The 25,282-nt window shown below is 65.0% G+C and carries 33 protein-coding genes; 2 read left to right on the plus strand and 31 right to left on the minus strand.

The window, feature by feature from the left end; all coding sequences use genetic code 11:
* Positions 1-14: 14 nt before the first annotated feature.
* From LGN10_RS19170 to LGN10_RS19185, 4 genes are read right to left on the minus strand one after another with little or no spacing between them, the layout of a single operon-like run.
* A complete protein-coding gene (locus LGN10_RS19170; RefSeq protein WP_226224611.1) occupies positions 15-503 on the minus strand; it encodes a DUF2514 family protein in 489 nt (162 codons plus the stop codon).
* Positions 500-1,048, minus strand: coding sequence for a hypothetical protein (locus tag LGN10_RS19175; protein WP_226224613.1), 549 nt, complete (start codon positions 1,046-1,048; stop codon positions 500-502). Before LGN10_RS19175 ends, LGN10_RS19170 begins: the two co-directional genes overlap by 4 nt.
* Entirely contained in the window at positions 1,045-1,542 is a 498-nt protein-coding gene (locus LGN10_RS19180) for a lysozyme (protein WP_226224614.1), read from the minus strand. Before LGN10_RS19180 ends, LGN10_RS19175 begins: the two co-directional genes overlap by 4 nt.
* Entirely contained in the window at positions 1,535-1,717 is a 183-nt protein-coding gene (locus tag LGN10_RS19185; RefSeq protein WP_071767391.1) for a hypothetical protein, read from the minus strand. The genes LGN10_RS19180 and LGN10_RS19185 overlap by 8 nt, the downstream gene beginning before the upstream one ends.
* Before the next feature lie 128 nt (positions 1,718-1,845).
* On the opposite strand from LGN10_RS19185, the gene LGN10_RS19190 reads away from it, so the two are divergent.
* Complete coding sequence (locus LGN10_RS19190; protein WP_226224616.1) at positions 1,846-2,958, plus strand: acyltransferase family protein; 1,113 nt, start codon at positions 1,846-1,848, stop codon at positions 2,956-2,958.
* Positions 2,959-2,969: 11 nt separating this feature from the next.
* On the opposite strand, the gene LGN10_RS19195 is transcribed toward LGN10_RS19190, so the two are convergent.
* From LGN10_RS19195 to LGN10_RS19220, 6 genes are all read right to left on the minus strand, one after another.
* Positions 2,970-3,176, minus strand: a complete 207-nt coding sequence (locus tag LGN10_RS19195) for a hypothetical protein (RefSeq protein ID WP_226224618.1) — start codon at positions 3,174-3,176, stop codon at positions 2,970-2,972.
* Positions 3,177-3,181: 5 nt separating this feature from the next.
* Positions 3,182-4,462 carry a hypothetical protein gene (locus LGN10_RS19200; protein ID WP_226224621.1) on the minus strand — a complete coding sequence of 427 codons (1,281 nt, stop codon included), beginning with the start codon at positions 4,460-4,462 and terminating at the stop codon, positions 3,182-3,184.
* 63 nt (positions 4,463-4,525) lie between these two features.
* Positions 4,526-5,188, minus strand: coding sequence for a DUF2612 domain-containing protein (locus LGN10_RS19205; protein ID WP_226224624.1), 663 nt, complete (start codon positions 5,186-5,188; stop codon positions 4,526-4,528).
* Complete coding sequence (locus LGN10_RS19210; RefSeq protein ID WP_226224626.1) at positions 5,188-6,369, minus strand: baseplate J/gp47 family protein; 1,182 nt, start codon at positions 6,367-6,369, stop codon at positions 5,188-5,190. Before LGN10_RS19210 ends, LGN10_RS19205 begins: the two co-directional genes overlap by 1 nt.
* On the minus strand, positions 6,366-6,719 hold the full coding sequence (locus tag LGN10_RS19215; protein ID WP_226224630.1) for a hypothetical protein: 354 nt from the start codon (positions 6,717-6,719) through the stop codon (positions 6,366-6,368). The genes LGN10_RS19210 and LGN10_RS19215 overlap by 4 nt, the downstream gene beginning before the upstream one ends.
* A 7-nt stretch (positions 6,720-6,726) precedes the next feature.
* Positions 6,727-7,476, minus strand: coding sequence for a Gp138 family membrane-puncturing spike protein (locus LGN10_RS19220; RefSeq protein WP_226224633.1), 750 nt, complete (start codon positions 7,474-7,476; stop codon positions 6,727-6,729).
* Between the two features lie 10 nt (positions 7,477-7,486).
* Here LGN10_RS19220 and LGN10_RS19225 point away from each other — a divergent pair, with 10 nt between their 5' ends.
* Positions 7,487-8,032 carry a hypothetical protein gene (locus tag LGN10_RS19225; protein WP_226224634.1) on the plus strand — a complete coding sequence of 182 codons (546 nt, stop codon included), beginning with the start codon at positions 7,487-7,489 and terminating at the stop codon, positions 8,030-8,032.
* Here LGN10_RS19225 and LGN10_RS19230 read toward each other — a convergent pair.
* From LGN10_RS19230 to LGN10_RS19325, 21 genes are all read right to left on the minus strand, one after another.
* Positions 8,029-8,997, minus strand: a complete 969-nt coding sequence (locus tag LGN10_RS19230) for a phage protein (RefSeq protein WP_226224635.1) — start codon at positions 8,995-8,997, stop codon at positions 8,029-8,031. The two genes, LGN10_RS19225 and LGN10_RS19230, sit on opposite strands and share 4 nt — an antisense overlap.
* A complete protein-coding gene (locus LGN10_RS19235; protein WP_226224636.1) occupies positions 8,994-9,311 on the minus strand; it encodes a phage baseplate plug protein in 318 nt (105 codons plus the stop codon). Before LGN10_RS19235 ends, LGN10_RS19230 begins: the two co-directional genes overlap by 4 nt.
* Entirely contained in the window at positions 9,311-9,886 is a 576-nt protein-coding gene (locus tag LGN10_RS19240; protein WP_226224637.1) for a phage baseplate protein, read from the minus strand. The genes LGN10_RS19235 and LGN10_RS19240 overlap by 1 nt, the downstream gene beginning before the upstream one ends.
* On the minus strand, positions 9,883-11,904 hold the full coding sequence (locus LGN10_RS19245; protein ID WP_226224638.1) for a mannosyl-glycoprotein endo-beta-N-acetylglucosamidase: 2,022 nt from the start codon (positions 11,902-11,904) through the stop codon (positions 9,883-9,885). The genes LGN10_RS19240 and LGN10_RS19245 overlap by 4 nt, the downstream gene beginning before the upstream one ends.
* Positions 11,897-12,082: a DUF6889 family protein gene (locus tag LGN10_RS33815; protein ID WP_081059093.1), complete on the minus strand. Its 186-nt coding sequence runs from the start codon at positions 12,080-12,082 to the stop codon at positions 11,897-11,899. Before LGN10_RS33815 ends, LGN10_RS19245 begins: the two co-directional genes overlap by 8 nt.
* A gap of 5 nt (positions 12,083-12,087) precedes the next feature.
* Positions 12,088-12,669, minus strand: coding sequence for a phage tail assembly chaperone (locus LGN10_RS19250; RefSeq protein ID WP_264163203.1), 582 nt, complete (start codon positions 12,667-12,669; stop codon positions 12,088-12,090).
* A 2-nt stretch (positions 12,670-12,671) separates the two neighbouring features.
* Positions 12,672-13,112: a phage structural protein gene (locus LGN10_RS19255; RefSeq protein ID WP_089436541.1), complete on the minus strand. Its 441-nt coding sequence runs from the start codon at positions 13,110-13,112 to the stop codon at positions 12,672-12,674.
* Positions 13,113-13,127: 15 nt separating this feature from the next.
* Positions 13,128-14,603: a DUF3383 domain-containing protein gene (locus tag LGN10_RS19260; RefSeq protein WP_226224642.1), complete on the minus strand. Its 1,476-nt coding sequence runs from the start codon at positions 14,601-14,603 to the stop codon at positions 13,128-13,130.
* A gap of 9 nt (positions 14,604-14,612) precedes the next feature.
* Positions 14,613-15,203 carry an LIC_12616 family protein gene (locus LGN10_RS19265; protein WP_226224645.1) on the minus strand — a complete coding sequence of 197 codons (591 nt, stop codon included), beginning with the start codon at positions 15,201-15,203 and terminating at the stop codon, positions 14,613-14,615.
* Positions 15,200-15,577, minus strand: a complete 378-nt coding sequence (locus LGN10_RS19270) for a hypothetical protein (protein ID WP_319001244.1) — start codon at positions 15,575-15,577, stop codon at positions 15,200-15,202. Before LGN10_RS19270 ends, LGN10_RS19265 begins: the two co-directional genes overlap by 4 nt.
* Positions 15,578-15,638: 61 nt before the next feature.
* Positions 15,639-16,118, minus strand: coding sequence for a hypothetical protein (locus tag LGN10_RS19275; RefSeq protein WP_226224650.1), 480 nt, complete (start codon positions 16,116-16,118; stop codon positions 15,639-15,641).
* A gap of 28 nt (positions 16,119-16,146) precedes the next feature.
* On the minus strand, positions 16,147-16,530 hold the full coding sequence (locus tag LGN10_RS19280) for a DUF4054 domain-containing protein (RefSeq protein WP_226224651.1): 384 nt from the start codon (positions 16,528-16,530) through the stop codon (positions 16,147-16,149).
* A 63-nt stretch (positions 16,531-16,593) separates the two neighbouring features.
* Positions 16,594-17,061: an STY1053 family phage-associated protein gene (locus LGN10_RS19285; protein WP_226224652.1), complete on the minus strand. Its 468-nt coding sequence runs from the start codon at positions 17,059-17,061 to the stop codon at positions 16,594-16,596.
* Between the two features lies 1 nt (position 17,062).
* The gene (locus LGN10_RS19290) at positions 17,063-18,154 is read right to left on the minus strand and encodes a DUF2184 domain-containing protein (RefSeq protein ID WP_226224653.1); all 1,092 of its coding nucleotides are present in this window, start codon (positions 18,152-18,154) and stop codon (positions 17,063-17,065) included.
* A gap of 69 nt (positions 18,155-18,223) precedes the next feature.
* Positions 18,224-18,730 (minus strand): hypothetical protein, encoded by a 507-nt coding sequence (locus tag LGN10_RS19295; RefSeq protein ID WP_060966037.1) that lies wholly within the window; start codon positions 18,728-18,730, stop codon positions 18,224-18,226.
* A gap of 9 nt (positions 18,731-18,739) precedes the next feature.
* Entirely contained in the window at positions 18,740-20,197 is a 1,458-nt protein-coding gene (locus LGN10_RS19300) for a DUF2213 domain-containing protein (RefSeq protein WP_226224748.1), read from the minus strand.
* A 1-nt stretch (position 20,198) separates the two neighbouring features.
* Complete coding sequence (locus tag LGN10_RS19305) at positions 20,199-20,954, minus strand: phage minor head protein (RefSeq protein WP_226224654.1); 756 nt, start codon at positions 20,952-20,954, stop codon at positions 20,199-20,201.
* Positions 20,951-22,417 (minus strand): DUF1073 domain-containing protein, encoded by a 1,467-nt coding sequence (locus LGN10_RS19310; RefSeq protein WP_226224655.1) that lies wholly within the window; start codon positions 22,415-22,417, stop codon positions 20,951-20,953. Before LGN10_RS19310 ends, LGN10_RS19305 begins: the two co-directional genes overlap by 4 nt.
* 20 nt (positions 22,418-22,437) lie before the next feature.
* Positions 22,438-23,991, minus strand: coding sequence for a phage terminase large subunit (terL, locus tag LGN10_RS19315; RefSeq protein WP_226224657.1), 1,554 nt, complete (start codon positions 23,989-23,991; stop codon positions 22,438-22,440).
* Positions 23,942-24,421, minus strand: coding sequence for a DUF2280 domain-containing protein (locus tag LGN10_RS19320; protein WP_226224658.1), 480 nt, complete (start codon positions 24,419-24,421; stop codon positions 23,942-23,944). Before LGN10_RS19320 ends, terL begins: the two co-directional genes overlap by 50 nt.
* 18 nt (positions 24,422-24,439) lie before the next feature.
* Complete coding sequence (locus LGN10_RS19325) at positions 24,440-25,099, minus strand: putative metallopeptidase (RefSeq protein WP_226224661.1); 660 nt, start codon at positions 25,097-25,099, stop codon at positions 24,440-24,442.
* Positions 25,100-25,282 lie beyond the last annotated feature (183 nt).

Here is a 25,282-nt window from a genome sequence, read left to right on the forward strand (position 1 = left end):
CGCCGTGCTGCTGCTCACTTCTCTTCGTGAGAAAGGGTCAGCGCGTCGTAGTCGCGCTCGCACTGCTGGCCGGCGATGCGGGCACGGTCAGCATACTCTGCCAAGTCGCCCGCGCGCTGGTCAGACCGGCCGAGCACGTCGGCAAGCAGATCGAGGGCGTCGCCGGCTGCCGGGCTTCCGGCGGCAGCGGCGGGATGGCGGGCGGCGGCGACGAGCTGGTCGACGCGCTGCTGCAGGCTGCCAGCGGCAGCGCGAGCAGCAAAAGCATCCGCGAGCGCGGCGGTTCGTTGTTGGTTCGCATCATTTGCAATCTCCGATTGGGCCGCGGTGCGGCGTTGTTCCTCGGCGCGCGCGGCGTCCACTGCCTTCGCCTGAGCCGTCGCGGCGCTGGCCTTCATGTCGGCGATCTCGCGCGCGCTGATCAGGTGCTCGCCGTAGACGCCGGCGGCAAAGCCGAGCAGCACGGCGAGCACGTACGGCCAAACCAGCTTTAGAAGTGTCATTTCCGTTCCTTCGCGTGCAGCTGCTTGAGCTCGTCCGGCGAGTAGACGAAGCCAGGCAGCAGGAACGCCTGCACGCTCCATACCGGGTCGCTTTCCGCGTGCCGGCCGTGATCCTTGCCCCGGTGATGGAGCGCGCACAGCAGCAATTGGTTGTAGGTCGAGTCGACGAACGCCTCCGGCCGGCCCGGGTCGAACGCCTCCCAATCGAACCCCTGCGTCAGCTTGATCACGTCCCAGATCGGGTGCTGGCGCGGGATCGGCACGATGCGCTGCAGCTTGTGGCTGAACATCGTGTCGACCTGGTTCAGCGCGACGCCGCGGATCCACTTCCAGTCGATCGCGTGCGAGAACGCCCACTCGAAGAACCGGTGATGCGACTCGACGGCCTGGTCGTCGCCGCATACCGCGCAGACGTAGCCGCCGGCTGCCTTCATCGTGCGCTTGCTCGCGCGGAACGTCGGCGACTCGATTCGCGGCTCGTGATCGGGATAGAACACGTCCTCGGCGAGCGTGCGCCGCGTTTCATGGATTTTCGTGGTCGTCATAGATCGCGCTCGCACAGGGTCCGCTCCTCCGCGCGCCGTTTCACCAGACCGGGCAGCACGCGGCCGCCGGCGGTCACCCACTGCGCCCGGCCGTTGTCCGCCTCGTTCATCGCGCGGCAGGCGCCCTTCCAGTCGCCGGCGTTGAACCGCTTCGCCGTCGTGCTGGCGCAGTACGCGCCCGTGCCGACGTTGTAGGCGAAGCTCACCGCGGCCGCGAGCTGGTACGTGTGCCCCTTCAGCACCGGCGTGCATTTCAGAACCGGCTCGGCGTGCTCGATCAGCCGCTGTTCGAGCCGCGCGCGGCACTCGTCGCGCGTGAAGCGCTGGCCGGCGCGCGCGTCCTTCGTGTCGCCGTAGCACGCGGTGATGATCCCGATCGGGTCCGGCCGCGCAACGAGCTCGAGCCCCTCGAACTTCGGGACCATGGAAAAAAGAAGGGCTGCCGCAGCAGCCCCCACAACACCGGCGAGTGTCTTCTTCGGTACGTTAGCCATCGAGCAATGCCCTCTTCCCTTTGTTCTTGACCAGGTAGTACGCCTGCAGCCCGATGTACGCGATCGTCGCGACGGCTACCCACCAGTTGATGTCGTGGCCGGTCAGCCACAGCCAGAAGTTGCTTCCCACCGCCGGCGCTGCCTTCGCGGCGCTTGTTGCGAGGTCGTTCTTCATTCATGCCCCGGAAATGAAAAAACCGCGCGATGGCGGTCGTGAGTTTTTCAACAGTGACCAATCACGGACGATCGCTTCCGCGAGTTGTGGTCTAATATCGTCTCGATTTTTATGCCTACTCCTATAAAATGCCAATTCCTTCGCGGCAATCGAGATACCACGCACTAGACGGCCTACGCGGCCTCTTCGCCGTTATGGTGGTGGCATTGCATTTTTTCGGATCAGCGTACGGATGGAAGAATTTCCCATTCGCAAACGGCTACCTTGCGGTTGACTTCTTTTTCATGCTCTCCGGTTTCGTGCTGTGCCATGTCTACGAGAGTGGACTGCGAAGCCAGACGATCCTGACCGTGCGCTTCATCAGCCATCGTCTTGTGCGTATGTACCCTCTGCATATCGCCACAATGATCGTGGCTGGTTGCATCGACTACCTGTACTGGAACAAACTTCCCTACGCTGACGGAGCATCGTGGTCAGCGATAGTGAACGTTCTGCTGTTACAGACTACCGGCCTCACTACTAGCTGGAGCTGGAACGCAGCTAGTTGGTCTATTTCGGGAGAGTTCTGGGTAGGAGTTCTGATCTTGCCATTCGTATTTCAGCGAGTCAGAACGGAATTTGTTGTTCTTGCCGCGATGGCAGGTTACTACTTCTTATTTCAATCAATCCCAACGCTTCACGAGCATCCATATCGCGTTCTTTCTGGCAATCTCAGTGTCGGTATTATTCGGTCTTTCAGCGGAATAATGATGGGCGTCGCAATATACCGCATTTCCTGCACATTGAAATCGACTTCGGCAGACCCTTCGCGGTTCAGTGCCATTGCGGGATTTTTCGAAGTGATCTCGCTGGGCTCGATCATCTACATCATGCACTCCAACTTGCGCGGACACGTCGAGTTTGCGACACTGTTCGCGATGCCATTTCTCATCTACAGCGTGGCAAACTCACATAGTGTGGTGGCGCGACTTCTTTCTTCCGCGCCGATGCGATGGCTTGGTAGTGTGAGCTATTCTATCTACCTCATCCATTTTCCGATGATCACGCTAGGCGTCTATATCGGGATGATGAAAATCGAAAACCCCTACATTCGATTTTCAATCTTTGCACCGGTTGTTCTCGTCACTGCGACCTTGGTATACCGCCTCTTTGAGAGGCCGATCTATATGAAATTCAGGGATATGTTACTTCCCTCACCTCGTTACTCCCGCGTCGATTCTTCGTCGAAGGCTTCGATATAGTTCGCCGCGTATCAAGCAATCGGCGCTTCGAATTCCCCCTCCCGGTAGGTCCACATGTAACCGGGCATGGGGGTGGTCGAAGAAATATCGACGAGCGTGTCGATGAATTCCGGTGTGAAGCGTTCAGCTACAGGAATTTCATTTCCATTTTGATCCGTGGCCGGGGTAATAATCTCGACGACAACTCCACCATAAACTCGCGCATATGTGTGCATCATTTTCCTCACGCATATTCATAGACAACGATCAGCCCACCGCCGCCTCGGCCGCCAGCAACCGCGCTTTGGCTCGGCCCCAGCATCGTGCCGCCGCCGCCAGCGCCCTGAGACGGAGACGGTAGACCATTGATGTTGATCGTGCCCGGTCCGCCGCCGGGACCGAAAACAGATGCCCCGCCCGCGGCGCCATAACCAGCGGTAGTCGACAATGCGACGGAGATACCCCCGGACGAACCCGGAGTGCCAATCATCGAGTATCCGCTCGGGGCTGAGCTGGTGTTCACGCCGGTGAAGTATGGGGCGCTCGTCGGGCCGGCAGACGTGCCACCGAGGCCACCCGGCAACGTCATGAATGAGCCAAAGGACGACGAGCCCCCCGGATTGCTAGCAAATCCACTCGCGGGCGCGCCGCCAGCGCCGATAGTCACTGCCGTCCCAGCGAATCCGGACGTAATCCGCGTCTTGCCATATGCTCCGGCGCCGCCCCCTGAACCAACCGATATCTGGCTCGCGCCAGTAGCTGCGCAACCTCCGCCAGATCCACCGCCGCCAACGCCTTCGACGATGATCGAAGCGGTGCCGGGCGTCGGCGTGTACGTTGTGGTCCCAACCGTCGAAAACACCTGCACGTTGAGCAGCCGACCGACTGCCTGTCCCAACTGCATCGCGTGTTGCGATTGCGTGGCGGGAGCGATCTGTTGGGCGCCACCGACGCACTCGAACAGCACCCAGCACAGGGCGCCACCGTTGAGCAGCGGACCGACATAGGAAACCAGTGTCGCGATACCGTTCGCGACCATTTCGCCACCCTGCAGCGCAACGCCGCCAAGGCCGAAAATCGGCCGAGACGCGAGACCGTCCGGCGAATATGTCGACGCACCGGTATTCGTCACCTTGACCGCGATAGTCTGCACAACACCGCTCACCGTCGGCAGCGCCGTCATCGGAACTGCGTTCGCAGCGGCAAGCGCGTTCACCGACCCCGTGTCCGTCAAGATGACGCGCTGCTTCGATGCCGCGTTGACGGCCTTCGTGAAGTTGGCGAGCAACGTCGGCGTGGTCCCGTCGTCGACCGCGGCTTGTCCGGTCTGCGCGACGATGAACTGCGCGATCACGGCAGACATAATGCTCGACTGACGCCACACCTTGTTCAACTGCACGGATTGCGCCGTGCCAGACAAGAAGCCCGTCGTGAGCGCCGTGAGTGCAGCGTAAGTAGCCTGATCGACAACGTTCGCACCCGGGCCGGTCGCGAACGGCAGGAAGTCGTTCTGAATCGTGGGCATTGATGCTCCAGAAATGAAAAAAGCCGCCCGAAAGGCGGCTTGCTATGCAGGTGATACGGTCGGTTACAGCGCGGTACCCCAGACGCCGGTGTCGAATCCGGCGACCAGATCGTTGTTCATGTCGAAACCGAAAAGGGGTGCCCCGTCCACTGACGTGACGACCGTGTACGCGACGCGCACACCCTCGGGCTTCAGCGGGATATAACCGCCAGCGAGCAGTGCGAGAAACACGGCCGACGGCACCTTGCCCGCGATCCCGATCGTCATCGACATGTCCTGGTGGTCCTCGATGAACACGTGCGTGTCCGAGTCGAAGATGCTGTTCAGGATCGCGGCGCTCGACTCGAGCGTGCCGTCCCAGTGGTTCGCGCCGATCTTCGCGCGGATGACGAGCCGGTACGTGTCGTCGTCGAGCACCGTGAGGCCGGTGTCCGGGTCGAACGGCCCTTTCCAGATGCCCTGATCGAATCCGAGGCCCGCGACATCGAACGAGAAGTAGATACCGGACAGCGGCGTGCGGATCTTCCGCGACACGCCGACCCACAGGCCGACGTCGTCCAGCTGCACGCCGACTGCGTTGTCGAGGTCGAACTTGCTCGGCATGCTTTCCAGCACGTTCATCTGGTCGACGAGCGGCTGCACGAGCGCGCCAAGCACCGCCGAAAACCGAGGCAGGTCGCGGTGCTCGGACGTGATCAGCGCGGTGTAGTCGGTCAGCTCGGCCATCAGGTCACCACCAGAGTCACGTTCGCCGGCGTGCACGACGCCGCCTCGTTGAACAGCAGTGCGACGTCCGGCGCGCCGGCGCCGCGCGGGCCGGTGAGGGTCAGGCCGGACAGCTTGAAGGTGACGCCTCCGCCGACGCCGTTCGCCGCGGTCAATGCGTCACCCCATTCGACGCTGCCGGACAGGCCGCCGCCGATCTGCACGCCGTTGATGTAGTCCGACACAGCCTGCTGAATTTGTTGGCCCGTCTGGCTGGTGTAGCCAGTCAGCGCCTTGAGGGTGACCGTTGCCGCGGTCGGCGCCCCCACCGGCCGGAAAAACTTGATCGTGATCGGACGGCCGTAGATGTCCAAGACGATGATGGCGGTCGTGCCATATGTCCCAGAGCCTGGCGTCTTCTTCGCCGCGATCGCATTTGCGATCGCCGTGGCGTCGCCGCCCTCGACGACCAGCGAAATCGAATGCGACGGGATGCCGTTTGCGTCGGTCGCGCTGGTGTCGTTTTCGTAGGCGACATATCGGGTGACGCCCGGGACGTTCGCCACTGCGCCAATGATGCCGTCGAGCACCGTGAGCGACGGCAGCGCCGTCGACACCGTCTGCCGCTGCCGCAGTGCGGCGTCTTTCTCGACTGGCGCGCCCTCGGCGGCGTCCGCCGGGTTCGTCACCGATTGCCAGCCGAGTGCGGGCGTAGCGATCTGGTTGATCGTGCCCGCGCGCGCGGACACGTCGCCAATCGACGCGCACGTAGCCGTGACGGTGATCGTACCGCTCGGCGGAATCGTCACTGTGGCCGGCAGCATCCACTGCACACCGTTGGCGTCCTTCGCCGAGCCGTTCGTAATCGTCTTGCCGGCCTGCCCGACCAGCACGAGGTCGGCGCTCGAGAACGACGCGACCTTGCGCGCGATGCCGTTGATCTTGACGTTGCTCGACAGCGCGTCGCCCTGAGCTGTGGCCGGACTGAACGACCGGTAGATCGAGATCGCGACCGAATTGACGTCGCTGATCGCCTTCGCGAACACGCCGAGCAGCTGGCCGTCTTTGCTATCCGGCTCCAGGTACGTGTCGGCGCCATAGATCGAGCGGTACTTGTCCTGCAGAAACGCGAACACTTCGGCGTACGTCGGCGCGGTGATGCCGTTCGCGTCGATGGTGGGTGCGAGAGTCGTGAGGGTCACAATGTCGCCTGTACCGTGGTGGTGCCGTAGATGGTGTTGATCGTCGCGGTGACGGTCAGCACGCGCGTCTCGGGATCAGCTGTGCTCGAGTAGCTGATCAGCTCGGTCACGCCCTGCGTGCCGAGGATGCATTGCCGGATCGCCGCGTCGTACTTGCCGCTCGTGTACTTCCCGAGCACGTCGGTCGCCCAAGGCATGCCGGCCGTCGTGTCGAGGAACCATTCGCCGCGCAGGAGGCGCAGGCGCGTCAACACGGCCTGTGCGACCGTCTCGGGTGTGTTCACGAGGAAGTCAGCGTCGCCCCCGCCGAAGACGTAGTCGCCGTCAGCGTCCTGTTTTCGGTATCGCATGGGAATCTCAGTTGACCGGGCCGGTGTTGCCGCCCTGCGCATCGGGGTGCGTGTGCGTATCGTCGACGCGCTTGCCGTTCGCCGTGATCTGGCCTAGGACGTTCAAGATGCCGTTGAATACAGCTGCGGCGCCGCTGGCCGCGCTGCCGACCATGCCACCGACGAACGTCAGCAGGCCCGTGATCGTCACGGCCGCGGAGAACGTAGACAGCGGAGCGACCACGTCGAAGCCGCCCGGCGCCACAATCTTCACCTTCTGCAGGGCCGGGTTCAGGTCGATGTACGTCGCGCCGTCATCGCTGCGCAGCTGCGTCGAGGTGTCGCTGACGCCGACGAGCGCGCGCGGCCGTGATCGAAAGCCGAGCAGCGCGAACCCGTCCGACAGGTCGTGCATGCGCAGCTCGGCCTGCTCCTGCACGCCGCCCGACTGCCACCATGCATCAATGCAGCGCGAGGCGAAGACGACGAGGCACTCGTCGCCCTTCTTGACCGGAAACGTCAACGTACAATTTCCGCCAGCAGGGAACTGGACCGGGCAGTCGACTAGCAGCGGCAGCGCAACGCTCTGGATAGTGCCGTCGATGCCGCGCACCAGCGCCTTGATGGCCGGCTGGACGCTGCACGTCGGCGGTCGGTCGGCCGCGCTTTCGAACGACTGGATAATGCCGGGCATCGCCGTCCAGATGCCCGCGCGCACGCCGTCGAACGCTTCACGCAGGGCGACCTCCGGGTCGCCTACCCTTTCACGTCTATCCATGGACTTCGATATGAAACTGTTTGTTGCAGCCGTGCTGGCAATAACTGCCTGCTACGTTCAAGCCGCTGACGTTGAGGATTTGATCGCGAAGAATCGAGCGTTCGCGGCCGAACAGAACGAGGTGCCGAAATGGAAAATCGCTCAGGAGCAGGAAGACGCAGCTATCCGCGCGAGGTCATTTGATCGCTCAACCATTGGACAGTCGGCCTACGTATTCGCGAAAACCGTCGAAGACACGATCCCTCGCTCGGCAATGAGCTCGATCCTCTACAGAAACATGCCGTGTCGCCTACCTATCATCGATGCGCCCAACATGCGGGCGGCCGAATCGTTATATGGTCGAGCCCTCGTCGCTGCGTGCTGGGGAAAAGTGCTCAGCCCGGTCAATGATTCCGTTCTAATCGTCACGAAGTTCGGAAACAGTCACCAAGATTCACTGATCAACTACGCAGAGGTGAAAATTCTCAACGACGGCTCAGGAAGGTTCGTGAAACGCGCGATCACTCCGGACGAATTCGGCAAAAGCATCTCGCAGTATCAGAAGGAACTGCGTTAGCCGAACCGCTTGATCACGTCGGCTGACGGCACCGCAGCCTTGTCCCTGAAAGAATCAGGCAGCACCGTCACGTCGGCCGCCAGGCAGGTCACACTCGTGTACCACTCTTCACCGCGCGTATCGCCGCTCACCTCCGCGAGCATCACGTAGTAGAAACCGTCGTCCTGCAGCTTCGCCTGCATCTCGATCCGCTCGTTCTCGGCCTGCTGGCCGACGTTCAAGCTGTACTCGTACTGCTGGATGCTCGCGTTGTCCAAACAGATCAGCCGACCGATCTTCACGCTGGGGTTCAGCAACATCTTCACCTCGATGCCGTTCGCGGTCTGCTGCGGCAGCCCGACCATGCCGGTTGCTGAAGTGATCACCGGGATCTCGCCTGGCATATACGCCGTCTCCGGCACCAACACGACCTTCCCGTCCTGGATGCTCCAGACCGTCTGCGTGGTTCGCGCGGTCCATCGCATGAAATCCCGTGCCATGCCGAACATAACCTTGCCTCGAGGCAGCGGGTTCGACGGTAGTTCGGGCAGATAGCCTTGCTGTACGCCATACGGGCCCATGGCCGTGCATGCTGCCGCGACGTGGTCGGCCGGCGTTGAGCCGGCCGCCAGCGTTGTGTTCACCACGGCGAAGTTGTACGCGGAGTCGCCGTCCGCCGCGGTGATGTCGAGGAACGTGTCGGTCTGGCTCTCGCGGCCGCGTCGCACCTGCTTGATCTGGCCGTCGAAGATGATCCCGTAATTGCCCTCGTATCCGGCCTGCAGCACGACGCGGGTGAACTCCTTCTGCGCGCGTCGCGCCGTCGTCACAGACACGTTGTAGACGCGGATCCGCGCCGAGTTCGGCGTCTGCAGGTCGCCCCGCTGCACGCGGAACACGATCCGCAGCTCGGACAGGTCGAGTGCCTCGCCGCTGTCGAACCCGATGATCAGCGATACCTTCCGGCCGAACTGCTCAACGCTCATTGGTCAGTCACCCAGAAAACATGCGATCCGATGCCCAGATCCTCGTACGTCGGAACGTCGTCAGGATCAGCGGCGCCCTGCACCCACAACCGCCCTTGAAAACCCAGGTGCTTGTACTGGCCGAGCAGGTCGATGCCCGTCACCAGCGGGATGCCGGACACCAGCGGGCTATCCGAGGCGTCCGCGATGTCGAGCACCCAGCCCGCGCCGACGGCCTTGCGGTATTGGACGGTCAGGCGATAGTCGGTCCCGCTCAGTGTCACGGTGAAGCGCTCCGGGCGCGGCGAAAACGGAATCTCGAAATAGCTCGGCATCACATATTCCCCGGTGGCACCGTGCCGCCCGGCGCCGGCGTCGCAGGCACGGCGGCCTTCGCGCCGCCGTTGCCGGTCTCGGCCGTCGACGCCGGGTCGGCCTGGTTCTCGCGCGGCGGCAGCTTCGTCACCTCCGTCGACACGATGCGGATCTGCTTGAGGGTCGCCGTCAGGATCAGCGCGCTCGACGTCTTCGCATCAACCGTGAGCCGCAACCCCTGCAGAAGCATGTTCTGGTAGGTGCGGCGGCTCGTCGTGACGTCGAAAGGCGTGCGTGCCTGCTGCAGCGCCAGCAACTGCGAGTAGATCGCGTTGACGTACTGCGCCGACGGCAGACCGCCGCCGTCGAACGTCGCCTCCGCCGCGCCGAGCAGCGCTTCGTAGTCGGCGTTGCTCCACCCGCAGCGCATCACGAGATCCGGCTGACGCTTGAACGCGTGATCGGTGATCTGTGCGCCTTGCTCGACCGGATGCTCGGTGATCGTCAGCTCGTCGTTGTAGACCTCTTCGATCGCGACCTGAACCGTGATGCTGCCGATCTTCTTCGGCGAGATCATGATCATGTCGAGGATCACGCGATCACCCCCTGTAGATTGCGCACCATGTCGCCGTTCACCGCGCGCTGCTCGCGCTCGACCGCGCGACCGGCCGCCGAAGGATCACCCGCGCCGGTCACGTGGATCTGCGTGGACTGGTGCAGCTCGACCTTCGCGGGGCCGCCGCGCGCCGCCGACTGCGCGGCCAGCGCGCCGGCCGGCTGGTAGGTCGCGCGCGTGTTGCGCAACGCGGATTCCATCTCGGCCGCCGTGATGCTCGCGCGGTTGTTGCCCTTGCCGGCGTAGTAGCTGCGGCCCGTGTCCGGATCCGCGACGCTGGCCCACTCGCGCGACGCCGCGCGCAGCGCGCCGCGTAGATCGTCGCTGCGCCCTTCGACGTAGTCGGCGATCGCGCGGCGCTTGTTGCGCACGAGGTACTGCTCGAAGATCCGGTCCTGCAACTTCCTATCGAACATCTCGTTGCCGTTCAGCTTCAACCCGCGCGCCGCCTCCGCCAGCGTGCTGCCGATGATCTGGTAGCGGCCGGCAGCGTTGAACTGCCCGGCGTGCTGCGCCGCCATGACCTGCGCGAGCGTCATGCCCTCGAGGTTCTCGGTGCCGGAGCGATAGCCGCCGCGCGCGCCGCGGTTGACGCTGTTGTAGTCGCCCTCGCCGCGCGCGATCAGCCTGCCGAACGCCGTATCAGCAAGGCGCGACATCGCGCCGGCAAGGTCGGCCGGCGCGACGGGCGCAGGTCCCGGTGCCGGTCCAGGTGCAGACGCACGCGTCGGCGTCGGCACAGGAGCAGCGCCGCGCGGCGGCGTCAGCTTCGCGCCGCCGCCGTCCTTCATGCTGTCGATCTCGGTCTGCGTGTAGCCGCCGGTCGCGTCGAGCCCGCGCCGATCCTTCCCGGTCAGCACATCCCAGATCGAGCGGAACCGGCCGCCGGACGCCTTCGAAATCCAACCGTCGACGGAGTCGCGCAACGCATCGCCAATCTTCCAGCCCGCGAATGCGGCACCGACTGCGGCCGCCGCTGTCACGAGACTTCCGAGCACCGTCAGCAGGCCGCCGCCGGCGGCAGTAGCCGTACTCGTGGCTGCGCCCGCGGCGCGCAGTGCGCCGGCCATCTTCAGAATGCCGCCAGCGATCTTGAATACGCCCAGCGCCTTCAGCGCCACCCCGAGCAGCAGGATCTTCGTCGACCAGCCGTCGGTGTCACGATCGAGCTCGACGAACTTGTCGGCAAGCCAGGCCAGCGGCGGCCCCATCGCTGCGGCCGCCTTCACGACCGCGTTCGCGATGTCGGTGATCCGGTTGGCGATCTCGTCGCCGTGCGCGTCCATCCAACGTTGAAACCGATCGAGACTGGGCCCGACCTTCTGCAGCATCGCACCCTCGACGCGAATGCCGAGGTTCTCGAACGACGTGCCAAGCCCGCGCAACTGCGTCATGAAGCGGTGCGAGTCGTCAGCCGCCTTGTCCAGGCCGGTCGTCTTCGACATCTCGCGGTACTGCGCCAGGAGCTTCTCGAAGTCCCCGTTGCGCATCGCGAGCATCAGGTTCTCGTCGATGCCGAGAATGTTGCCGTACTGGCTCGCCAGCCACGTCGGCTTGCTCGCCAGCGACTTCCCGAGGTCGGACATGATGTCGACCGTGTCGCGCAGCTCGCCGTTCGCGTTGCGCGTCTGCACGCCGAGCGTCGCGAGATACCCTTCGCCCGCCGGGTTGTTGCGCAGGAAGCGCGCGAGGTTCTCGATCGTGCCGGTGGCCGCTTCGGCGGAGACGCCCATGTTCCGCGCCGCGAATTCGAAGCCGCGCAGGCTGGTAGCCGACGCGCCGGTGCGCTGCGACACGAAATACAGCCGCTCGAGCTTCGACGCGAATGCGGCGACGCCGGCGCTCACCGTGAGCGCGGCGCCGGACACAGTGGCGATCAGCTGCTTGACGCCCTTCGTCGTGCCTTCGACGCCTTCCTTGAAGTTCTTCAGGCCCTTCTCGTCGACCTTGAAGCCGAGCGCAACCAGGAACTCGCGGATGACGACCGAATCAGCCATTTTCTCTTTCCATCTTGCGGCGGTACGCCGCTTCGTTATCTGCCTGGACTGCGATCGCGTCGTTCATCAGCGCGACGTCGTCGAGCCCAAGCGTGCCGTCCAGCAGCGACTCGTACTTGCACCAGCCGCGCGATACAGGCGCGAGCAGCCAGTCCTCGCCGCCGGGCAGCGTGCGGATCCAGCCTACGTCGCCGCCGGGCTGCTCGCTTGGCTGGTAAGCAGCCCGCTGATAAAAGGGCCGAGGTTCGCCACCACGACGCGCACGACCAACGGCAGCATCACGTCGATGCCGATGTCGTCGAACATCGACGTTTTGTGAGCGAGGTTCCAGACCTTTGCCCAGCTGCCGCCCTGCCAGCGCTCGACAACGGACAGGCATGTGCCGAAAACGTATTCAGCGTCCTCGTCCTTCAGGCCAGCCAGCGCGTCGGCGAACGGTTGCAGCACCGGTGCGATCGCATCGACCATCGACAGCAGGTCGCGCGATCGCTCGCCGGCGGCAGCAGGCACAGCGGCGGCCGGCGCTTCCGAGCCCGCCTCGCCCTCCGCACCTTCGACACCTGCGGCCAGCGCCGCGAGCGCGGCGTTCGCGCGCGCCTGCTCGCGCGCGACGTCGGCCTGCTCGAGCTCGGCGTAGAACTTCATCAGCACCGGGATCATCGGAGGGATGATCGGCGCGATGCGACGCGACACGTGGAACTGCTGCATCGCGTTCAGCTTGCCGATCGCGTACCGCACGCCGTTCAGTTTGAGTTCCGTCGTCATGCTCAGTACGTCCCGAGGATGTTGTCGATCTTGATCGCGTCGAAGACCCATTCGACGGTGTCGCCGTCCTTCGCGTACTTCAGGTCCGGCGCCTTCTTGAAAGCGCAGCTGCGCGCGGTCATCACGTCGCCGGCGGCCGTCTGCCGAACCTCGATCAGGTTCTTGCCCCACAGGCGGCTGTCGAGCGACTGCGCGTCGTAGAGCGCCATCAACTTTGCGTTGATCGGCGCGGTCTTCAGGTAGCGCAGCGTGACCTGCCCGGACTTGTCGGCATGCAGACTGTGCATGCCCTCACCGTCCGAGCCGACCGTCATCGTGTTCTTGTCGCCCGCGCGCACGATCGTGATGCCTTCTTCCGCGGTCGCTTCTCCGTAGCCGAGCGAGAACGCACCGCCCGGGCCTACGATCGTCGCCGCGACGTCCTGAAAGCTGTAAGTCGCCATGTTGATATGCCTCTGTTAGCGGTTGACGTTGACGAGGATGTCCACGCTGTGGATCGCGCCTGCTTCCTTCGCTGCGACCTGGAACGTGACGGACTTGCGCGCCTCGCGATCGGCCTGCGACTGCGTCGCGATCGCCGGCTGATACACGTAGTAGCCCTTCGCGAGCGTGTCACCCTGGTTCAGCGCGCCGAAGCCGGCCGAGTTCCATACGCCCGGCGCGAGATACCCGTTGTTCACCCCCGCCTCGCAGGCCGCGGAGATCGTCGCAGCGATCTGGGCGTTGCCGCCGTCGGTCTGCGGGATCTTCGTGGGGCTCTGGTACAGCAGGTTGTAGACGTCCGTCTCGATGCGGTTGCGGAACCAGATCGCGTTGTAGACCGAGTCGACATAGATGCCGCTCGGCGTCACGCCGTACTGGATGATCGAAGTGTCGTTGCTGTAGTTCACGAACACGTTGCAGTTCTTGGCCTGCAGCGTGTTCGCCTGCGTGCTGGTGAGCTGTTCCGCGGCGACGCTCGGCTCCTGCTTGAACATCAGCGTGATCGTCGTGTTGTTGCCGTCGAAGTTCACGGTCAGCAGGCGGCCGAGCAGCGACGACACCGCGTACGGCGTCGAGCTCGAATACTGCAGGATCGTGTACTTCAGGTTCAGCGCCTTCAGCTTGCTCGCGATGTCGGTCGTCACCGTCGAGTCGAGCACCTGCGGGTTCTGCGTCGTGATTCCGTAAATATGCCGCTGGTCGGCCTCGATGAGATTCGCGACCGCGATGTGCTGGTCGTCGGTGATCGCCGCGTCCGCGAAGTCGAGGCCGAGGAACTGGTTCGCGAAGCGATCGAGGAACAGCGCGGCGGCGTCGACAGGTTGCTCGGGCGCGATGCCATCCGCCGGCACGCCGGCGAGGCTGCTCGTCAGGCCGAGCATCGCCGAAATGTCCGTGCCGCTGCCCGGCGCCGTCGCATAGCCGACTTTCGAGTTCGTACCGGTCGTGTTCGACGTCACGACGAACTGCGAACCGGTCCAGGCGATGGTCGCGCCCGTCAGCTTCGCGTTGATCACGGTGGCGACGCCGTTCAGGTTCGTCTGTGCCGAAAAGTCGAGGCCCGTGACCGACTTCGCCACGCCGTCGACCGTAATGCTGAACGCGCCGGTCGTGACCGCCTCCCACACCGCGATGTCCTGCTGCGCGGCCGACAGCACGCCACCGCGCAGCGAGCCGGACGTCGCCGTCTTCGCCCAACGACCAATCAACAGCGACTTCGGCTGCGGCACCTGGTTGAAGTACAGCGCAGCGGCGTAGTACTCCGGCGTGTTCGTGCCGAAATCAGGCGTCACCTCATCGATGCCGCCGTACGAGCGCGCGCGCTCGTTGGTGTCGATGATGGCCGACGGGCCGAGAATCAGCCCGGTGTTCATGTTCGCGCCCTGCGCCGCCACCGCGGCGAGGTTGATCGTCACGTTGATCAGACGCGATACCGGCAATCCCTTGGACATGCTGGTCCCCTACGAGTGGATGTTCGAAACGCCGGCCACCGGCGTCGACGAGTCGGTCGTCGTCGCAACGGTGGCCGATTTGAGGTTGAGGACCGCGTAGGTCCGGGTGATCTTGCGGCGCATCGTCACGGTCATGTCGTAGCGCCGCACCCACTGCTGGTTGACCAGATCGGGTGCCGCGCGAATCACGCCGACGCCGACGAACGCCATGTCCTGCTGTTGGAGCTGTTCACGGTTCTGCGGGATCGCCAACCCGTCGGCGAGCCGCTGCGCGTAACCCTTCGCGCGCGGGCCGTAGAACGTGCACAGGACGTCGATGTCCTGGTGCCGGATGTACGTGTCGTGCCCGTCGCCTGTGCCGTCGTGCTGGATCGCGGGGCCCGCGTCCGGCTCCTGCTCCTGGACGCCGAACGCGCACCAGTCGACGGACGGCTCCGGCTGCTTCGGTACGGTCGGCTGCCAGCGCGGCCGCACAAGGTCCGGCGCGAGCGCCGTGACGCCCGCGATGAGGTCGTGGACCAGATCATCGAGCGCGTCGTCCTCGGCCGGCGGCGCATCGACGGCTGGCGCCAGGTAGCCGCCAGTCGAGCTGTCGTTCATGAGGTCCCCGAGAGAGGCTTGATGTCGCACGTCGCGCAAACGAAGCCGCGGCCGAAGTGCGAGTAGTCGTTCACATTCACGACCGTGTAGGTGCGGCCCGCCCACACGACTTCGTCGGCGTCGTGGCCGGCGCTGCCGTCCATCAGCCGGAACATCGTGTGCAGCGTGATGGAACCGATGATTCGGCTGCCGTCCGCATTGCGATGCAGGATGTCGCCCTTGTCGCTGGTCACGACGGCCGAGAACGGCGTCGGCGCCGCTGTGTTCTGCGCGCGACCGTGATCGTCGACTGTCTGCGTCATGCGGTTGCAGAGCAGACCGGTGTCCATGAAATCCGGGTCGAGCAGTACGTCGGTAACGTCGAGGAAGGCCATTGCGCGGGCACCAACGAAAAAGGGCCGCACGCGGCGGCCCATGGATCGGGGAGACTGGAAACTACTTCTTGCGGACCACGTACGTGATCGCGTTTCGATACTGAGCGGTGTCTACCAGCGTGTTCTCGCGCGTGACGCCGCGGCGCCGGCGCGCGGCCAGCGTCGAGTCAGCGAGTTTGGGAGCGATGTTGCTGTTGATCTTCGCGCGCACGCCGTTTTGCCCGGCAAGACCTGCCAGCTTGAGCCTGCGCTCGACCTGTTCGAGATCGCCGTCGAGTGCCGCTTCGACACCCTTCTGGAGCTGCGGCTCGAACTTCGGCCGCGCGTCCTGCACGCCGGGCACCAGGTGCGGGCGCGCCGGTATGTTGTTGGCCGGCGAGCCGTTTTCCATGATGTAGCCGATCTCGGCGTTGCTGAGCGGCTCGCCCTCGTCCTTGCGGCCGGCTGTGCTGTCGGGCACGCCAACGAGCACTTCCTTCTGCACGAGCCCGCTGATCGACTTCAGCACCTCTTCGAGGCGGTCGATTTTCATGCCGTCCATGGGATTCTCCCGATGGGCGGCGTCAGCGTTACAGCTGAATGCCGCCCGTGCCCATCATCTGCGCCAGGCTGAGATAGCGGACGCCGTACATCGTGGCGTTCCAGAAACCGCCGTCCTTGATGGCGACAGCAGCGGTGTCGTAGCTCGCGCTCACCTTGTCGACGGCCTTCGACGACTGCGGGCCGGTCACCTGCCCGGGCACGCCGCCGACTGCGGCCGTCTTCTGGTCCTTCAACGCGAGCGCGAGGTGGTGCGCGGTGACGAGCGCGATACCCAGATCGGTCAGTTCGCCCCACCGGTCAGCGTTGACGAGCGACACCGCGACGGTCATCCAGAACTGGACGAGCGAGTCGGGGTACGTCGTCGTATCGTCGAACTCGGGGAACGACTGTCGGAACTGGGCGATATCCACGTGTCACCTTGCCAAAATGCGGATGCCCGGCGCGCGCCTGGGTGGCGCGGCGCCGGGAGGCCATTATGCCTTCTTCCCGCTGCCGGACTTCTGGGTCGCGCCGTCGGTTGCGCTATCCTTCGCGGCCGCCGTGGCATCCTTCTGGGCCGCCTCGAAGGCGGCGACCCGCGCGACGAGATCCTGCTCGCTCGCCGCAACAGCAGCTTCGCGCGCATCGAGCGCCGCCGCGCGTTCGTCCAGACCTTTGCTGAACGTGTCGAGCTCGACCCGCAGCTTGTCGAGGCGGTCCGACTCGGACTGCAGATCGGCCTTCGCTGCCGCCAGCGCGGCATCCTGATCCGCCTCGCCGTCTTGCGAGCCGCTCGAATCGCTGGATTTCTCCGGCAGTGGGCCCGTATGCGCCTTCGCGTACCAGTGGTCGGCGATGAAGTCCTCGACCTCCTGCACGCCGGCCTCGACGCGCCGGATGACTTCCTCGCCCTCGTGGGCCAACCGGATCGTGAACGCCGTCAGAACGTTGATCTTCGCCATGTCAGATCCCGTCCCGGTAAGCAGCCGTCGTGCCGTAGCGCCACTCGACCTGACCGATCCGCGACCAGTAGGTCGTGATCTGGTAGAGCGAGCGGTACTCGAGCGGCGTACGCTGCAGGTCCGTCATCGGGAACTGGACGTACTTCTTGTCGCTGTTGTACGCGACCATCCGGTCCACGGTGCCGAGCTGCCCCTGCGTGCCGCCCGCGCCGGCGCCGATCAGCCACTTCAGCTCGAGGATCTCCAGCGGCGTGCCCTGCTGCGTGCAGATGTTGTTCTCGAGCAGATAGGTCAGGATCGACTTGCTGCCGGCATTGCTGATGATGCGCGATGCGATACCACCGAGCGTGGCCGGCGGAAGCATCAGGCGATTGGGCTTCACCTTCCAGCCGGTGGCCTGCCACGCCGACGTCAGGATTTCATTGACGTCCTTCAGGATTTCGTCCGGCGTCTTCGTGTTCCACTGCGGCGTGCCGGCCGCACCGTTCGCAACGTTCGAAACGCTTCCGACGGCGCCGATCGAGTTCACCAGGCCGGTGAAGTTCAGTGGCGGATCGCCGTAGTAGACGATCTGGTCGAGGTCCATGTTGCGCTTCATGTTCATGGCTTCGACTTTCTGAGAGTCGATCGGCATGCCGAGCGCCTGGGACTTCACGAGCTCGGGCACCGTGTACTTGACCTCGGCACCCCACAGACGCATCGGCTGCGGCGTCTTGCCGATGTCGACCGACGGGCCAGCGATCGCGTTGCCCTCGTTCGAGATCCAGTTTAGGCCGTTCGGGTTGATGCCGCCGCTCATCCCGAACGCCGAGTTCGTGAACGACGCGACTTCGTCAGCCGCCGACACGTCGCTGCGGATGTAGATGTCGCGCGACCAGGTGTACTCGACGAGCGGCTCGTTGAGCGTCTGGTCGAGGCGTTCGAGCTGGCCGACGAGGAACGCGCCGGTCGAGTCGATCGTCGCGCGATCGTAGGTGTACTGCTGGTCCTGCGTACGTGCGCGGACCAGCCGGCGCGTCGCATCCGCGACGGCCGCCGACATCGGGATCGAGGCCCCGGCCCGGCGCAGGTGCTTCAGTTCGGACATGTCCATGTAATGGCTCCAGAAATGCAAAAGCCCCGCGATTGCGGGGCTTCGGGTGAAGCGCTGTTCAGCGCCGGATCAGATGTTGACGGCGATCTCGACGATGCCGTAAGCGTCGGCCGGACCGGTGAAGTACCAGTTCGAGGGCATCGCGACGGTGTTCGTGCCGTCGGCGGCCGCTTCGAAACCACCGAGCGGCTTGCCGGCGGCGACCGCCGCGACGCGCACGTACACCGTACCGTTCTTCGTGGCCGGTGCGGTGCCGCCGAGCGCGGCGTCGAAGTAGCCGCGCTTCAGGATGTCGGTCGGGCCGCTCGTCGGCGGCGTCGACGTGCCGAGCGGATCCGTGCCGTTGCCCTGAATCGGGTACGCGCGGAGATTCACGCCGTACACGGACACCGCGGTGTCGGCGGCGTTGTTGATCGGCTGGATCTTGCCGTTCACCATCTTCACGGGAACGCCGAACGCCGTCGGCGGTGCCGCCGGGTCGATCAGCTGCGTCTCGATCGTGGCGACTTCGGCGCGCTGGAGGTCACCGGCGAAGCCCGCCGGCATGCGGTACTGATAGGCTTGATACGAGGGCATGTCGGCTCCTTACTTGCGGACCTTCCAGAATTCCGCGTGGATTGCGTTGATGTCTTTCCGCTCGGCTTGAGCGGAATCGTTCGTCCGGCGCTGCGTGACGCCGGAGTTCTTGCTGCGCACGACCTCCGACGCTGCGTTGAAGAACGCCGCGACGGAATCGCAGGTCATGCTGGCCACGTTCGCGCCGCCGACCACAGACTTGACCAGTTCGGCGTTCTCGTTATCCAGCGCGGCGCGCAGCGCGCGGCGGCGCAGCACGCAGAGGGCGTCGACCGTCTTCTTTCGCGCGACCTTCGCGTCGAACGTCGGCAGTCGTACGCCCGGCGCGAGGATCTCGGCGCGCGAGAGCGCGTCCTGAAACTGGTCACGCAGCGCGGTGCTGTCGCCGGTACGCGCGCCGGTCTTGTCGTCGTCGCCCTCGCCGGAGCCGTCGTCCGTCGTACCGGTACCGAGCAGGTCGTCGTCATCGTCGTCCGCGTCGCCGGTCTGGGTGCCGCCGCCTTCGAGCTTCGTCACGCGATCGGCAAGCGCATCGATCTTGCCGTTGGTGGCCTGGATCGCATCGAGCACCTGCTTCAGCGGGTCGCTTTCGCCGCCGCCCGCGCCATCGTCGCCGGTCGGCGAGACGGCCGCCTTCGGGTCAGCGCCGGTGCCGGGCATATGGATGTGGATCTGGGGTTGGCCGTCGCCACCCTCGCCGCCTTCGTCGCCGGTCATCTCGCTCGCGACCTTCTCGAACGCTTCGGAATCGCGCGTCATGAACGCCTTGCGCAATGCGTCGACGAACTTGGAGCCTTTCTTGGTTGCCATGCTTGCATCTCCTGTCGGGAGTAGGTTGGAACTGCTATCCCCGATCGAACACACGGGGCCACAGCGGGCGCTTTTCACGAGGGCGACGTGGTTGCCCACGATCACCACCTGTCGCGCCCGCCCAGGCGCAATCTGTTCGTAGTCGGCGTCGTAGCCGTTGCTGACTTGCGTGAGCGCATCCGCGCCCTTGCTCTGGACGCGGCGGATCGCTTCGGCGTCGGTGATCAGCAGGTCGGCGAGCATCAGCTCGGCCTGGTCGCCTTCGCCTTGCCGCACGTTGCGGACCGTGCCGCGCGCGACCGACATGTAATTCGCCGGCGTCACGAAATCCGGCGGATGGTCGATCGTGATCGGCTTGCCTTCGAAGCTCGCGAGCGTCTCGGGGCTGAACAGCACGTCGGCCGCGTGCTCGGCGACGATGACGCCGTCCTTCGCCTCGATCTCGGGCAGCTCGAAATAGGCGTAGTCCTGCGCGCCGACCCGCGCGATCGGCACGGCCTCGCAGAGCAGGAACCCTTCCGGCGTGATCGACTGCCGCTTGCCGAGCTGCTCGGTCGCGTACACGCCCGATGCGGTGATGCCGTCGCGGGTATGCGCGCGGGCGCGCGGCGCATGCGAGCCGCACGTGCACGCGTGGTCAGTGGTGAAAATGCGCATATCAGTCCTTCGGAAGCACGACTTCGGCCCAGCACCGGCAGTTGTAGATGCAGCCAGGATGGGCGCGCGCGCCCGACCGCTTGTCCGCGATCGGCGGCTTGTCCCACGTGAAAAACTTGCCCTCCAGCTCGCGATGGTCCTCGCGGACGTCCGAGTCACCCGACGTCCGCCAGAAGTAGCCGGGGCTGCCGACGTCGAGCGCACGCGCCTCCGTGAGCGTCGCGGCCGTGCGACTGACCTCGGTTCTCGCGATCGTGTCGGCCCGGCTCTTCGCGACCTGCCCCGACTCCTGAATCGCCTTCGATATCTGCGCGGCACGCGCGCCGTCGACGATTCCTTCGAGCGTCAACCGGTGCACGCGCTCGGCTGCGTCGAGCGGGATGGACTTGATCAGGCACACCTGCTCGGACAGGAGCGCACGCATCGTCTCGCCGGTGGCCGCGCCGCGGATCTCGTCGCGCAGCGCGCGCGACATGTCAGCGGCCTGCTTCATCCACATCTGCTCGTCGCGCCGATTGAGGTCGGCGATCATCCGCGCCGCGGTCGCCTCGGCCCACGGCGCGAGCGCCTCGGCGTACCGCCGCAAGAGCTCCTCGATCGTCGGCGCATACGACGCGTCATCGGCTGGAAAGCCGTTCACGAGCACGCCGACCTGATGGGCGATCTTTCGCAACTGGCTGCCGTACTGCCGCTCGGCACCGCTCAGCCGGACAGGATTCTTGCGCCGGTCGCGCTTTCGATCGAGGGTGAGGATCATCGACGTCGGAAAAGCCTGCGAAGCAGAGAATCGTTCGTGCGCGCGGCCGCGCCCGGCGCCGGGCCGAGCGGAAGCGTCGGATCAATGCCCGGCGGGTCTTCGCCCTCTTCGTCGCGCTCGGCCTGCTCGATCGCTTCGTCGGGGATGTCGCCGAACATGCCGGTGTCGGGCGACGACGCCTTCAGCTCGCGCATGCCCTGGCTGCGCGGAATTAGGTCGGCGTCGACCGCCTTCGTCACCGAGTCGACCGTCTTGTTGCCGATCTCCGCCTTCTCGGCGGCCGACATCTCCTGCAGCGGGTTGAACTCGTACGAGAAGTCCTCGGGCAACGGCTGCCCGATCTCCGACCGGCACATCACGTCGAGCAGGCTGTGCAGCGGATTCCGCAGCCGGCGCTCCTGCCGCGTGTGCACCTTCTCGTGATACAGCAGGCGCGACCCTTCGCCGGTGTCGCTCAGGCCGGCCGGCTGCTGGCCGAACAGGCGATCGAGCGGGATGCCCGTCGCGCCGCTGAGCTGCATCGCAAACTGCAGCATGACGTCCGACAGACCACTGAACGTGTACTGGTGCGTCTCGAACTTGTCGGTCGCGTCGATGAGGGTGATGCCCTCGTTCGACTGCCCGAGCCGGATCATTTCGACCTGCTTCAGCAGGCCGTTGAGCGCCGGGCCACCGGCCGCGATGATGTCGCGCAGCTTCTCGACGCTCAGCGTGCGCAGATGCGCCTTGTAGACGAGCTGACCCGCGCCGACCGTCGCGCTGTCGAACGCGATCAGCCGGTCCCACATCGGCTCGAGAATCGACAGGCCCCAACCGTTCTCGCTGATGCGCTGGTAGAACGGCAGTGCTTCGCCGTCCATTCGCAGCACGCGCGAGTGGTGGATGCGCCCCTGCGGCAAGCCGATCGCGGTCGGCAGCACGTCGTAGAACTTCGGCATGCCGAGATCGGGGCCGAACTCGGTCACGACTTCGCCGACCGGCGGCGCAACCATCCAGCGGTCGAGCACCAGCAGGCCCTTGAACTGGCCTTTCCCGATGGTCTCGCGTCGAAGCGGCTGCGACATGTCCTGGCCATCGATCAGCATCACTGCGATCGCGCCGCCGTACAGCTGCGCCCACTTGCCGGTGTCGCAGAGCTGGTCCCAGATCGCCTTGCGGGTCAGTGCCGTCTCCATCTTCGACACGTCGGTCGGATCGAGCCCGGACATCTCGATGCCCTTGCGGGTCATGTCCTCCGGGATCGCGTCCACCGCGGCGCGCACGATCCAAGAACCGCGATACGCCGCTTCCAGCCAGACGCGGTTACGGCTCTGGTACGTCAGCGTGTACTGCGCTGCCGACGCCTGGTTGTCGGCGCCCCAGCCGAGCCGCGCTTCGAAGTTGGCGAACGAGTCGACCGTGCGATGGGCGTGCGTTGCCGCCGGCGCGCGCGGCGGCCGCGTCTGTTGCTTCCGTTTCGACATTCCGGGAAATCCTGTCGTGCTCAACCGGCAAGCCGCTCCCAGACCGACAGGTCCTTCGCGCCTCCCAGCATGTCGTTGATTGCGTCGACCATCGGATCGATCTGGTCATCGTGCATGTGCGTGTCGTCAGCCGTGAACGAGTCGCACTCGGTCAAGAAGTCGCTGACCCATGGGGCATCCAGCGGCACACCGACGTTGCCGGCGTCGATGTGGCTGACGACGTCCATGACGCGCGTCAGCTTGTCCTTCACGCGTTCGATGCCCTCGATCGGGATCCCGCCCTCGGCCTGAATGTCCTGAATCAGCCCGGTACCGCTGGACTTGTCCTCGACCTTCATCTGCCGCAGCACCGGCGCGGCCGGGTCGTCGGCGCCGATGGCCGCGTGCTTGTTCCAGAAATCGATCGCGCGGCGCTTCAGCTCGGGCGCCTTCCACTTCCCGCGCACCAGGTCGATCAGGTACAGACGGTTGTCGTACCCGAGGCCCCAGCACTCGAACACGCTGTAGTCGTTCCGCTCGGCGGTCTTCTGCGCCGTGTCGGCGAAGATCTTCCGGTACTGCAACTGCGGCAGCGCGCCGTAGCGCAGGAACTTGCCGCTCTGGATGATCCCGCCGCCCAGCGGCGACGGCCGCTGCATGTACTGGCCGTTGAACACGTACGCGTCGGCCTTCTCGGACGCGAGCAGCTCCTGCAGCGGTTCCTTGTACGGCCAGTAGCTGTACCGGCCGTCCTCGTCTCGCTCGTCGCGCTCCACGCGGTCGCGGATGTGCGCCGGCAGCTTCGCGACGTACTCGTCGGTGATCAGCGCCGGGATCTCGATGAACTCCCAGTCGCCCGGCAGCTTGCGTGCCTTGATAAAGCCCGTCGAGTCTTCCTCGGCGAGCCGCTGCATGATCACGATGATCGGCGTGTCCGGACTCGCCTTTCGGCTCTTCACGGTCGACTGCAGCTTGCGGTTCGCTTTGTCCCGGTTCGTCTTGCTGTACGCGTCCTCGACCTTCAGCGGGTCGTCGATGATGATCGCGCCCTGCCAGCCCTCGGCCATGTGCCCGGCCCGGAAGCCGGTGATCTGACCGCCGAGCGAAACTGCGTACACGCCGCCGGCTTTCTTCCCGTCGACGAGCACGTTCCAGCGCTTCTTCGACTTCGCGTCGTCAGCCACCTTGAGCGGCCAGAGCGCCTGGTACTCGTCCGATGCGACGATGTCGCGCGCCGTCTCGCTGTTCAGGAGCGCGAGGTCGTCCGAGTAGCTGATGTGCAGGAACCGCGCACGCGGGTTCAGCGCGAGACCGCGCGCGATCAGGTTGATCGCGACCAGCTCGGTCTTCGACGAGCCCGGCGGCACGTTGATGACGACGTTCTTCAGCGTGCCGTCGATCACGCGCTGCACCGTGTCGGCGATCAGCACGTGGTGCCAGTTGACGCGGAACTTGATCGCCTGCCGGTGCTTGAAGAAGTACCGGCTGAAAAACAGGTGATCCCGCTCGCACTTCGCCTTCAGGACGGCCCGCTCGATGGCGGGGTCAATACTCGTCTTCGAGTTTGGCGACGGCGGCTGCGACCTGGCTTTCATCGACGACGACCGTCCTGTTCTCGATCGGGCCGCCGTTCTCCCCAGTGTGTTCGAGGCGGCGCCGGTTCGTGTAGGCGTCGCCGGATTCCTTCGCAGCCTGTTCGAGCAGCTGCGCCATCAGCGGCAGGTTGTTGCGTCGCTCCGCTTCCGCGACGGCTCGGTCGAGCGCACGCAGGCGCACCGCGCGGTGCGATACACCGATGCGCGACGTGTCGTTCAGGAACTCCTCGCGCGTGCGCTCGAAGATCTCGCGGTACTTCTTGCTGAGCGTCTCGCCCGCCCGCTTCGTCGGGTCGTAGCGCTCGCACTGCTGGGGCGACACCTCGACGCCGAACTCGTCGCGCACGGCCTTCGCGGTGCGCGAGATCGTGTCGAAGCACGCCAGCGACTGCACGATGAACACCTTGATCGCGTCGGGAAGTGCTGCCATAGCGGGAAAACGGTCGGGTTACGCGGCCCGCAGGATGCAGGTGCCGCAGGCGCGCGCGATGTCGACGTGGCCGACCTCGGGCGCGCGCTTGGCCGCGGCGACGAGCTCTGCCGTGTCGCCCGCGCCGCCGGCCGCGCCGTAGCGCCGGACGATGCCGACGAATTCCTCGACGTCGTGCCCGCGGATGCCGAGCTTCGGCATTCCGTCCTTCGCGAAAGCCGGCGCGCCGAACTCGTCGGTGCGCTGGCCGATGTGATACAGCTCGTGCTCGACGAGCGCGCACCACTGCAGATCGTTGCACTCGCGCGCGTAGTGCGCGTCGAGCGTGATCAGGAACGCCGGCACGCGACCGAACCATTCGAGGTACTGCTGTTCCTGCCGGGCCCGCTGCCAACCACCCGCGCGGATCGCCACCTCTTCGCACTGGCCGACGACGCGGCGCATATGGCGCACGTTCTCGACGGCTGCCCATAGGTAGGCGACGTCGGCGCCGATCAGGTGCTCGTGGTCAATGTTGTGGAGCGGCGCGCCGTCGCGCAAGAGCGTCTCGTTCACCCACTCGGCGACGCCGTCGGCCGGGATGATCGAGCGGAGCCAGGACGAGTCACCGAACAGGGCATCAGGCGGGGACGGGCGAGATATTGGTAACACATTCGCTATCGCAGCAGATCTGCTCATCTTGTGACATCTGCAGTTTGATTCGAATAATGAAACGCTCAAGTCAATTCCGCCAATTTTATCCAAATAGCGAAATTATTAAGATAATTCAACGGCGTTGACTTAAATCACTCGATTAACGCAATATCCTCATGGCCGCGTGCTGAGAACGCGGTCGCGGAAAATCGTCTAATAAGCGCAAAC

The organism is Burkholderia sp. AU32262 (genome assembly GCF_020419985.1).
Taxonomy (GTDB): Bacteria; Pseudomonadota; Gammaproteobacteria; order Burkholderiales; family Burkholderiaceae; genus Burkholderia; species Burkholderia semiarida.

Excerpts from the sequence above, each read along its gene's own strand:
- LGN10_RS19215 (WP_226224630.1), bottom strand. The coding sequence starts at position 6,719 with ATGCGATACCGAAAACAGGACGCTGACGGCGACTACGTCTTCGGCGGG.
- LGN10_RS19305 (WP_226224654.1), bottom strand. The coding sequence starts at position 20,954 with ATGATCCTCACCCTCGATCGAAAGCGCGACCGGCGCAAGAATCCTGTC.
- LGN10_RS19205 (WP_226224624.1), bottom strand. The coding sequence starts at position 5,188 with ATGGCCGAGCTGACCGACTACACCGCGCTGATCACGTCCGAGCACCGC.
- LGN10_RS19225 (WP_226224634.1), top strand. The coding sequence starts at position 7,487 with ATGAAACTGTTTGTTGCAGCCGTGCTGGCAATAACTGCCTGCTACGTT.
- LGN10_RS19170 (WP_226224611.1), bottom strand. The coding sequence starts at position 503 with ATGACACTTCTAAAGCTGGTTTGGCCGTACGTGCTCGCCGTGCTGCTC.
- LGN10_RS19285 (WP_226224652.1), bottom strand. The coding sequence starts at position 17,061 with ATGGCGAAGATCAACGTTCTGACGGCGTTCACGATCCGGTTGGCCCAC.
- LGN10_RS19290 (WP_226224653.1), bottom strand. The coding sequence starts at position 18,154 with ATGGACATGTCCGAACTGAAGCACCTGCGCCGGGCCGGGGCCTCGATC.
- terL (WP_226224657.1), bottom strand. The coding sequence starts at position 23,991 with ATGAAAGCCAGGTCGCAGCCGCCGTCGCCAAACTCGAAGACGAGTATT.
- LGN10_RS19185 (WP_071767391.1), bottom strand. The coding sequence starts at position 1,717 with ATGAAGAACGACCTCGCAACAAGCGCCGCGAAGGCAGCGCCGGCGGTG.
- LGN10_RS19250 (WP_264163203.1), bottom strand. The coding sequence starts at position 12,669 with ATGACGACGGAACTCAAACTGAACGGCGTGCGGTACGCGATCGGCAAG.
- LGN10_RS19190 (WP_226224616.1), top strand. The coding sequence starts at position 1,846 with ATGCCAATTCCTTCGCGGCAATCGAGATACCACGCACTAGACGGCCTA.
- LGN10_RS19265 (WP_226224645.1), bottom strand. The coding sequence starts at position 15,203 with ATGAACGACAGCTCGACTGGCGGCTACCTGGCGCCAGCCGTCGATGCG.
- LGN10_RS19195 (WP_226224618.1), bottom strand. The coding sequence starts at position 3,176 with ATGATGCACACATATGCGCGAGTTTATGGTGGAGTTGTCGTCGAGATT.
- LGN10_RS19220 (WP_226224633.1), bottom strand. The coding sequence starts at position 7,476 with ATGGATAGACGTGAAAGGGTAGGCGACCCGGAGGTCGCCCTGCGTGAA.
- LGN10_RS19300 (WP_226224748.1), bottom strand. The coding sequence starts at position 20,197 with ATGCGCATTTTCACCACTGACCACGCGTGCACGTGCGGCTCGCATGCG.
- LGN10_RS19230 (WP_226224635.1), bottom strand. The coding sequence starts at position 8,997 with ATGAGCGTTGAGCAGTTCGGCCGGAAGGTATCGCTGATCATCGGGTTC.
- LGN10_RS19320 (WP_226224658.1), bottom strand. The coding sequence starts at position 24,421 with ATGGCAGCACTTCCCGACGCGATCAAGGTGTTCATCGTGCAGTCGCTG.
- LGN10_RS19260 (WP_226224642.1), bottom strand. The coding sequence starts at position 14,603 with ATGTCCAAGGGATTGCCGGTATCGCGTCTGATCAACGTGACGATCAAC.
- LGN10_RS19235 (WP_226224636.1), bottom strand. The coding sequence starts at position 9,311 with ATGCCGAGCTATTTCGAGATTCCGTTTTCGCCGCGCCCGGAGCGCTTC.
- LGN10_RS19255 (WP_089436541.1), bottom strand. The coding sequence starts at position 13,112 with ATGGCGACTTACAGCTTTCAGGACGTCGCGGCGACGATCGTAGGCCCG.
- LGN10_RS19295 (WP_060966037.1), bottom strand. The coding sequence starts at position 18,730 with ATGCCCTCGTATCAAGCCTATCAGTACCGCATGCCGGCGGGCTTCGCC.
- LGN10_RS19325 (WP_226224661.1), bottom strand. The coding sequence starts at position 25,099 with ATGAGCAGATCTGCTGCGATAGCGAATGTGTTACCAATATCTCGCCCG.
- LGN10_RS19270 (WP_319001244.1), bottom strand. The coding sequence starts at position 15,577 with ATGGCCTTCCTCGACGTTACCGACGTACTGCTCGACCCGGATTTCATG.
- LGN10_RS19245 (WP_226224638.1), bottom strand. The coding sequence starts at position 11,904 with ATGGCTGATTCGGTCGTCATCCGCGAGTTCCTGGTTGCGCTCGGCTTC.
- LGN10_RS19310 (WP_226224655.1), bottom strand. The coding sequence starts at position 22,417 with ATGTCGAAACGGAAGCAACAGACGCGGCCGCCGCGCGCGCCGGCGGCA.
- LGN10_RS19175 (WP_226224613.1), bottom strand. The coding sequence starts at position 1,048 with ATGACGACCACGAAAATCCATGAAACGCGGCGCACGCTCGCCGAGGAC.
- LGN10_RS19200 (WP_226224621.1), bottom strand. The coding sequence starts at position 4,462 with ATGCCCACGATTCAGAACGACTTCCTGCCGTTCGCGACCGGCCCGGGT.
- LGN10_RS19275 (WP_226224650.1), bottom strand. The coding sequence starts at position 16,118 with ATGGACGGCATGAAAATCGACCGCCTCGAAGAGGTGCTGAAGTCGATC.
- LGN10_RS19180 (WP_226224614.1), bottom strand. The coding sequence starts at position 1,542 with ATGGCTAACGTACCGAAGAAGACACTCGCCGGTGTTGTGGGGGCTGCT.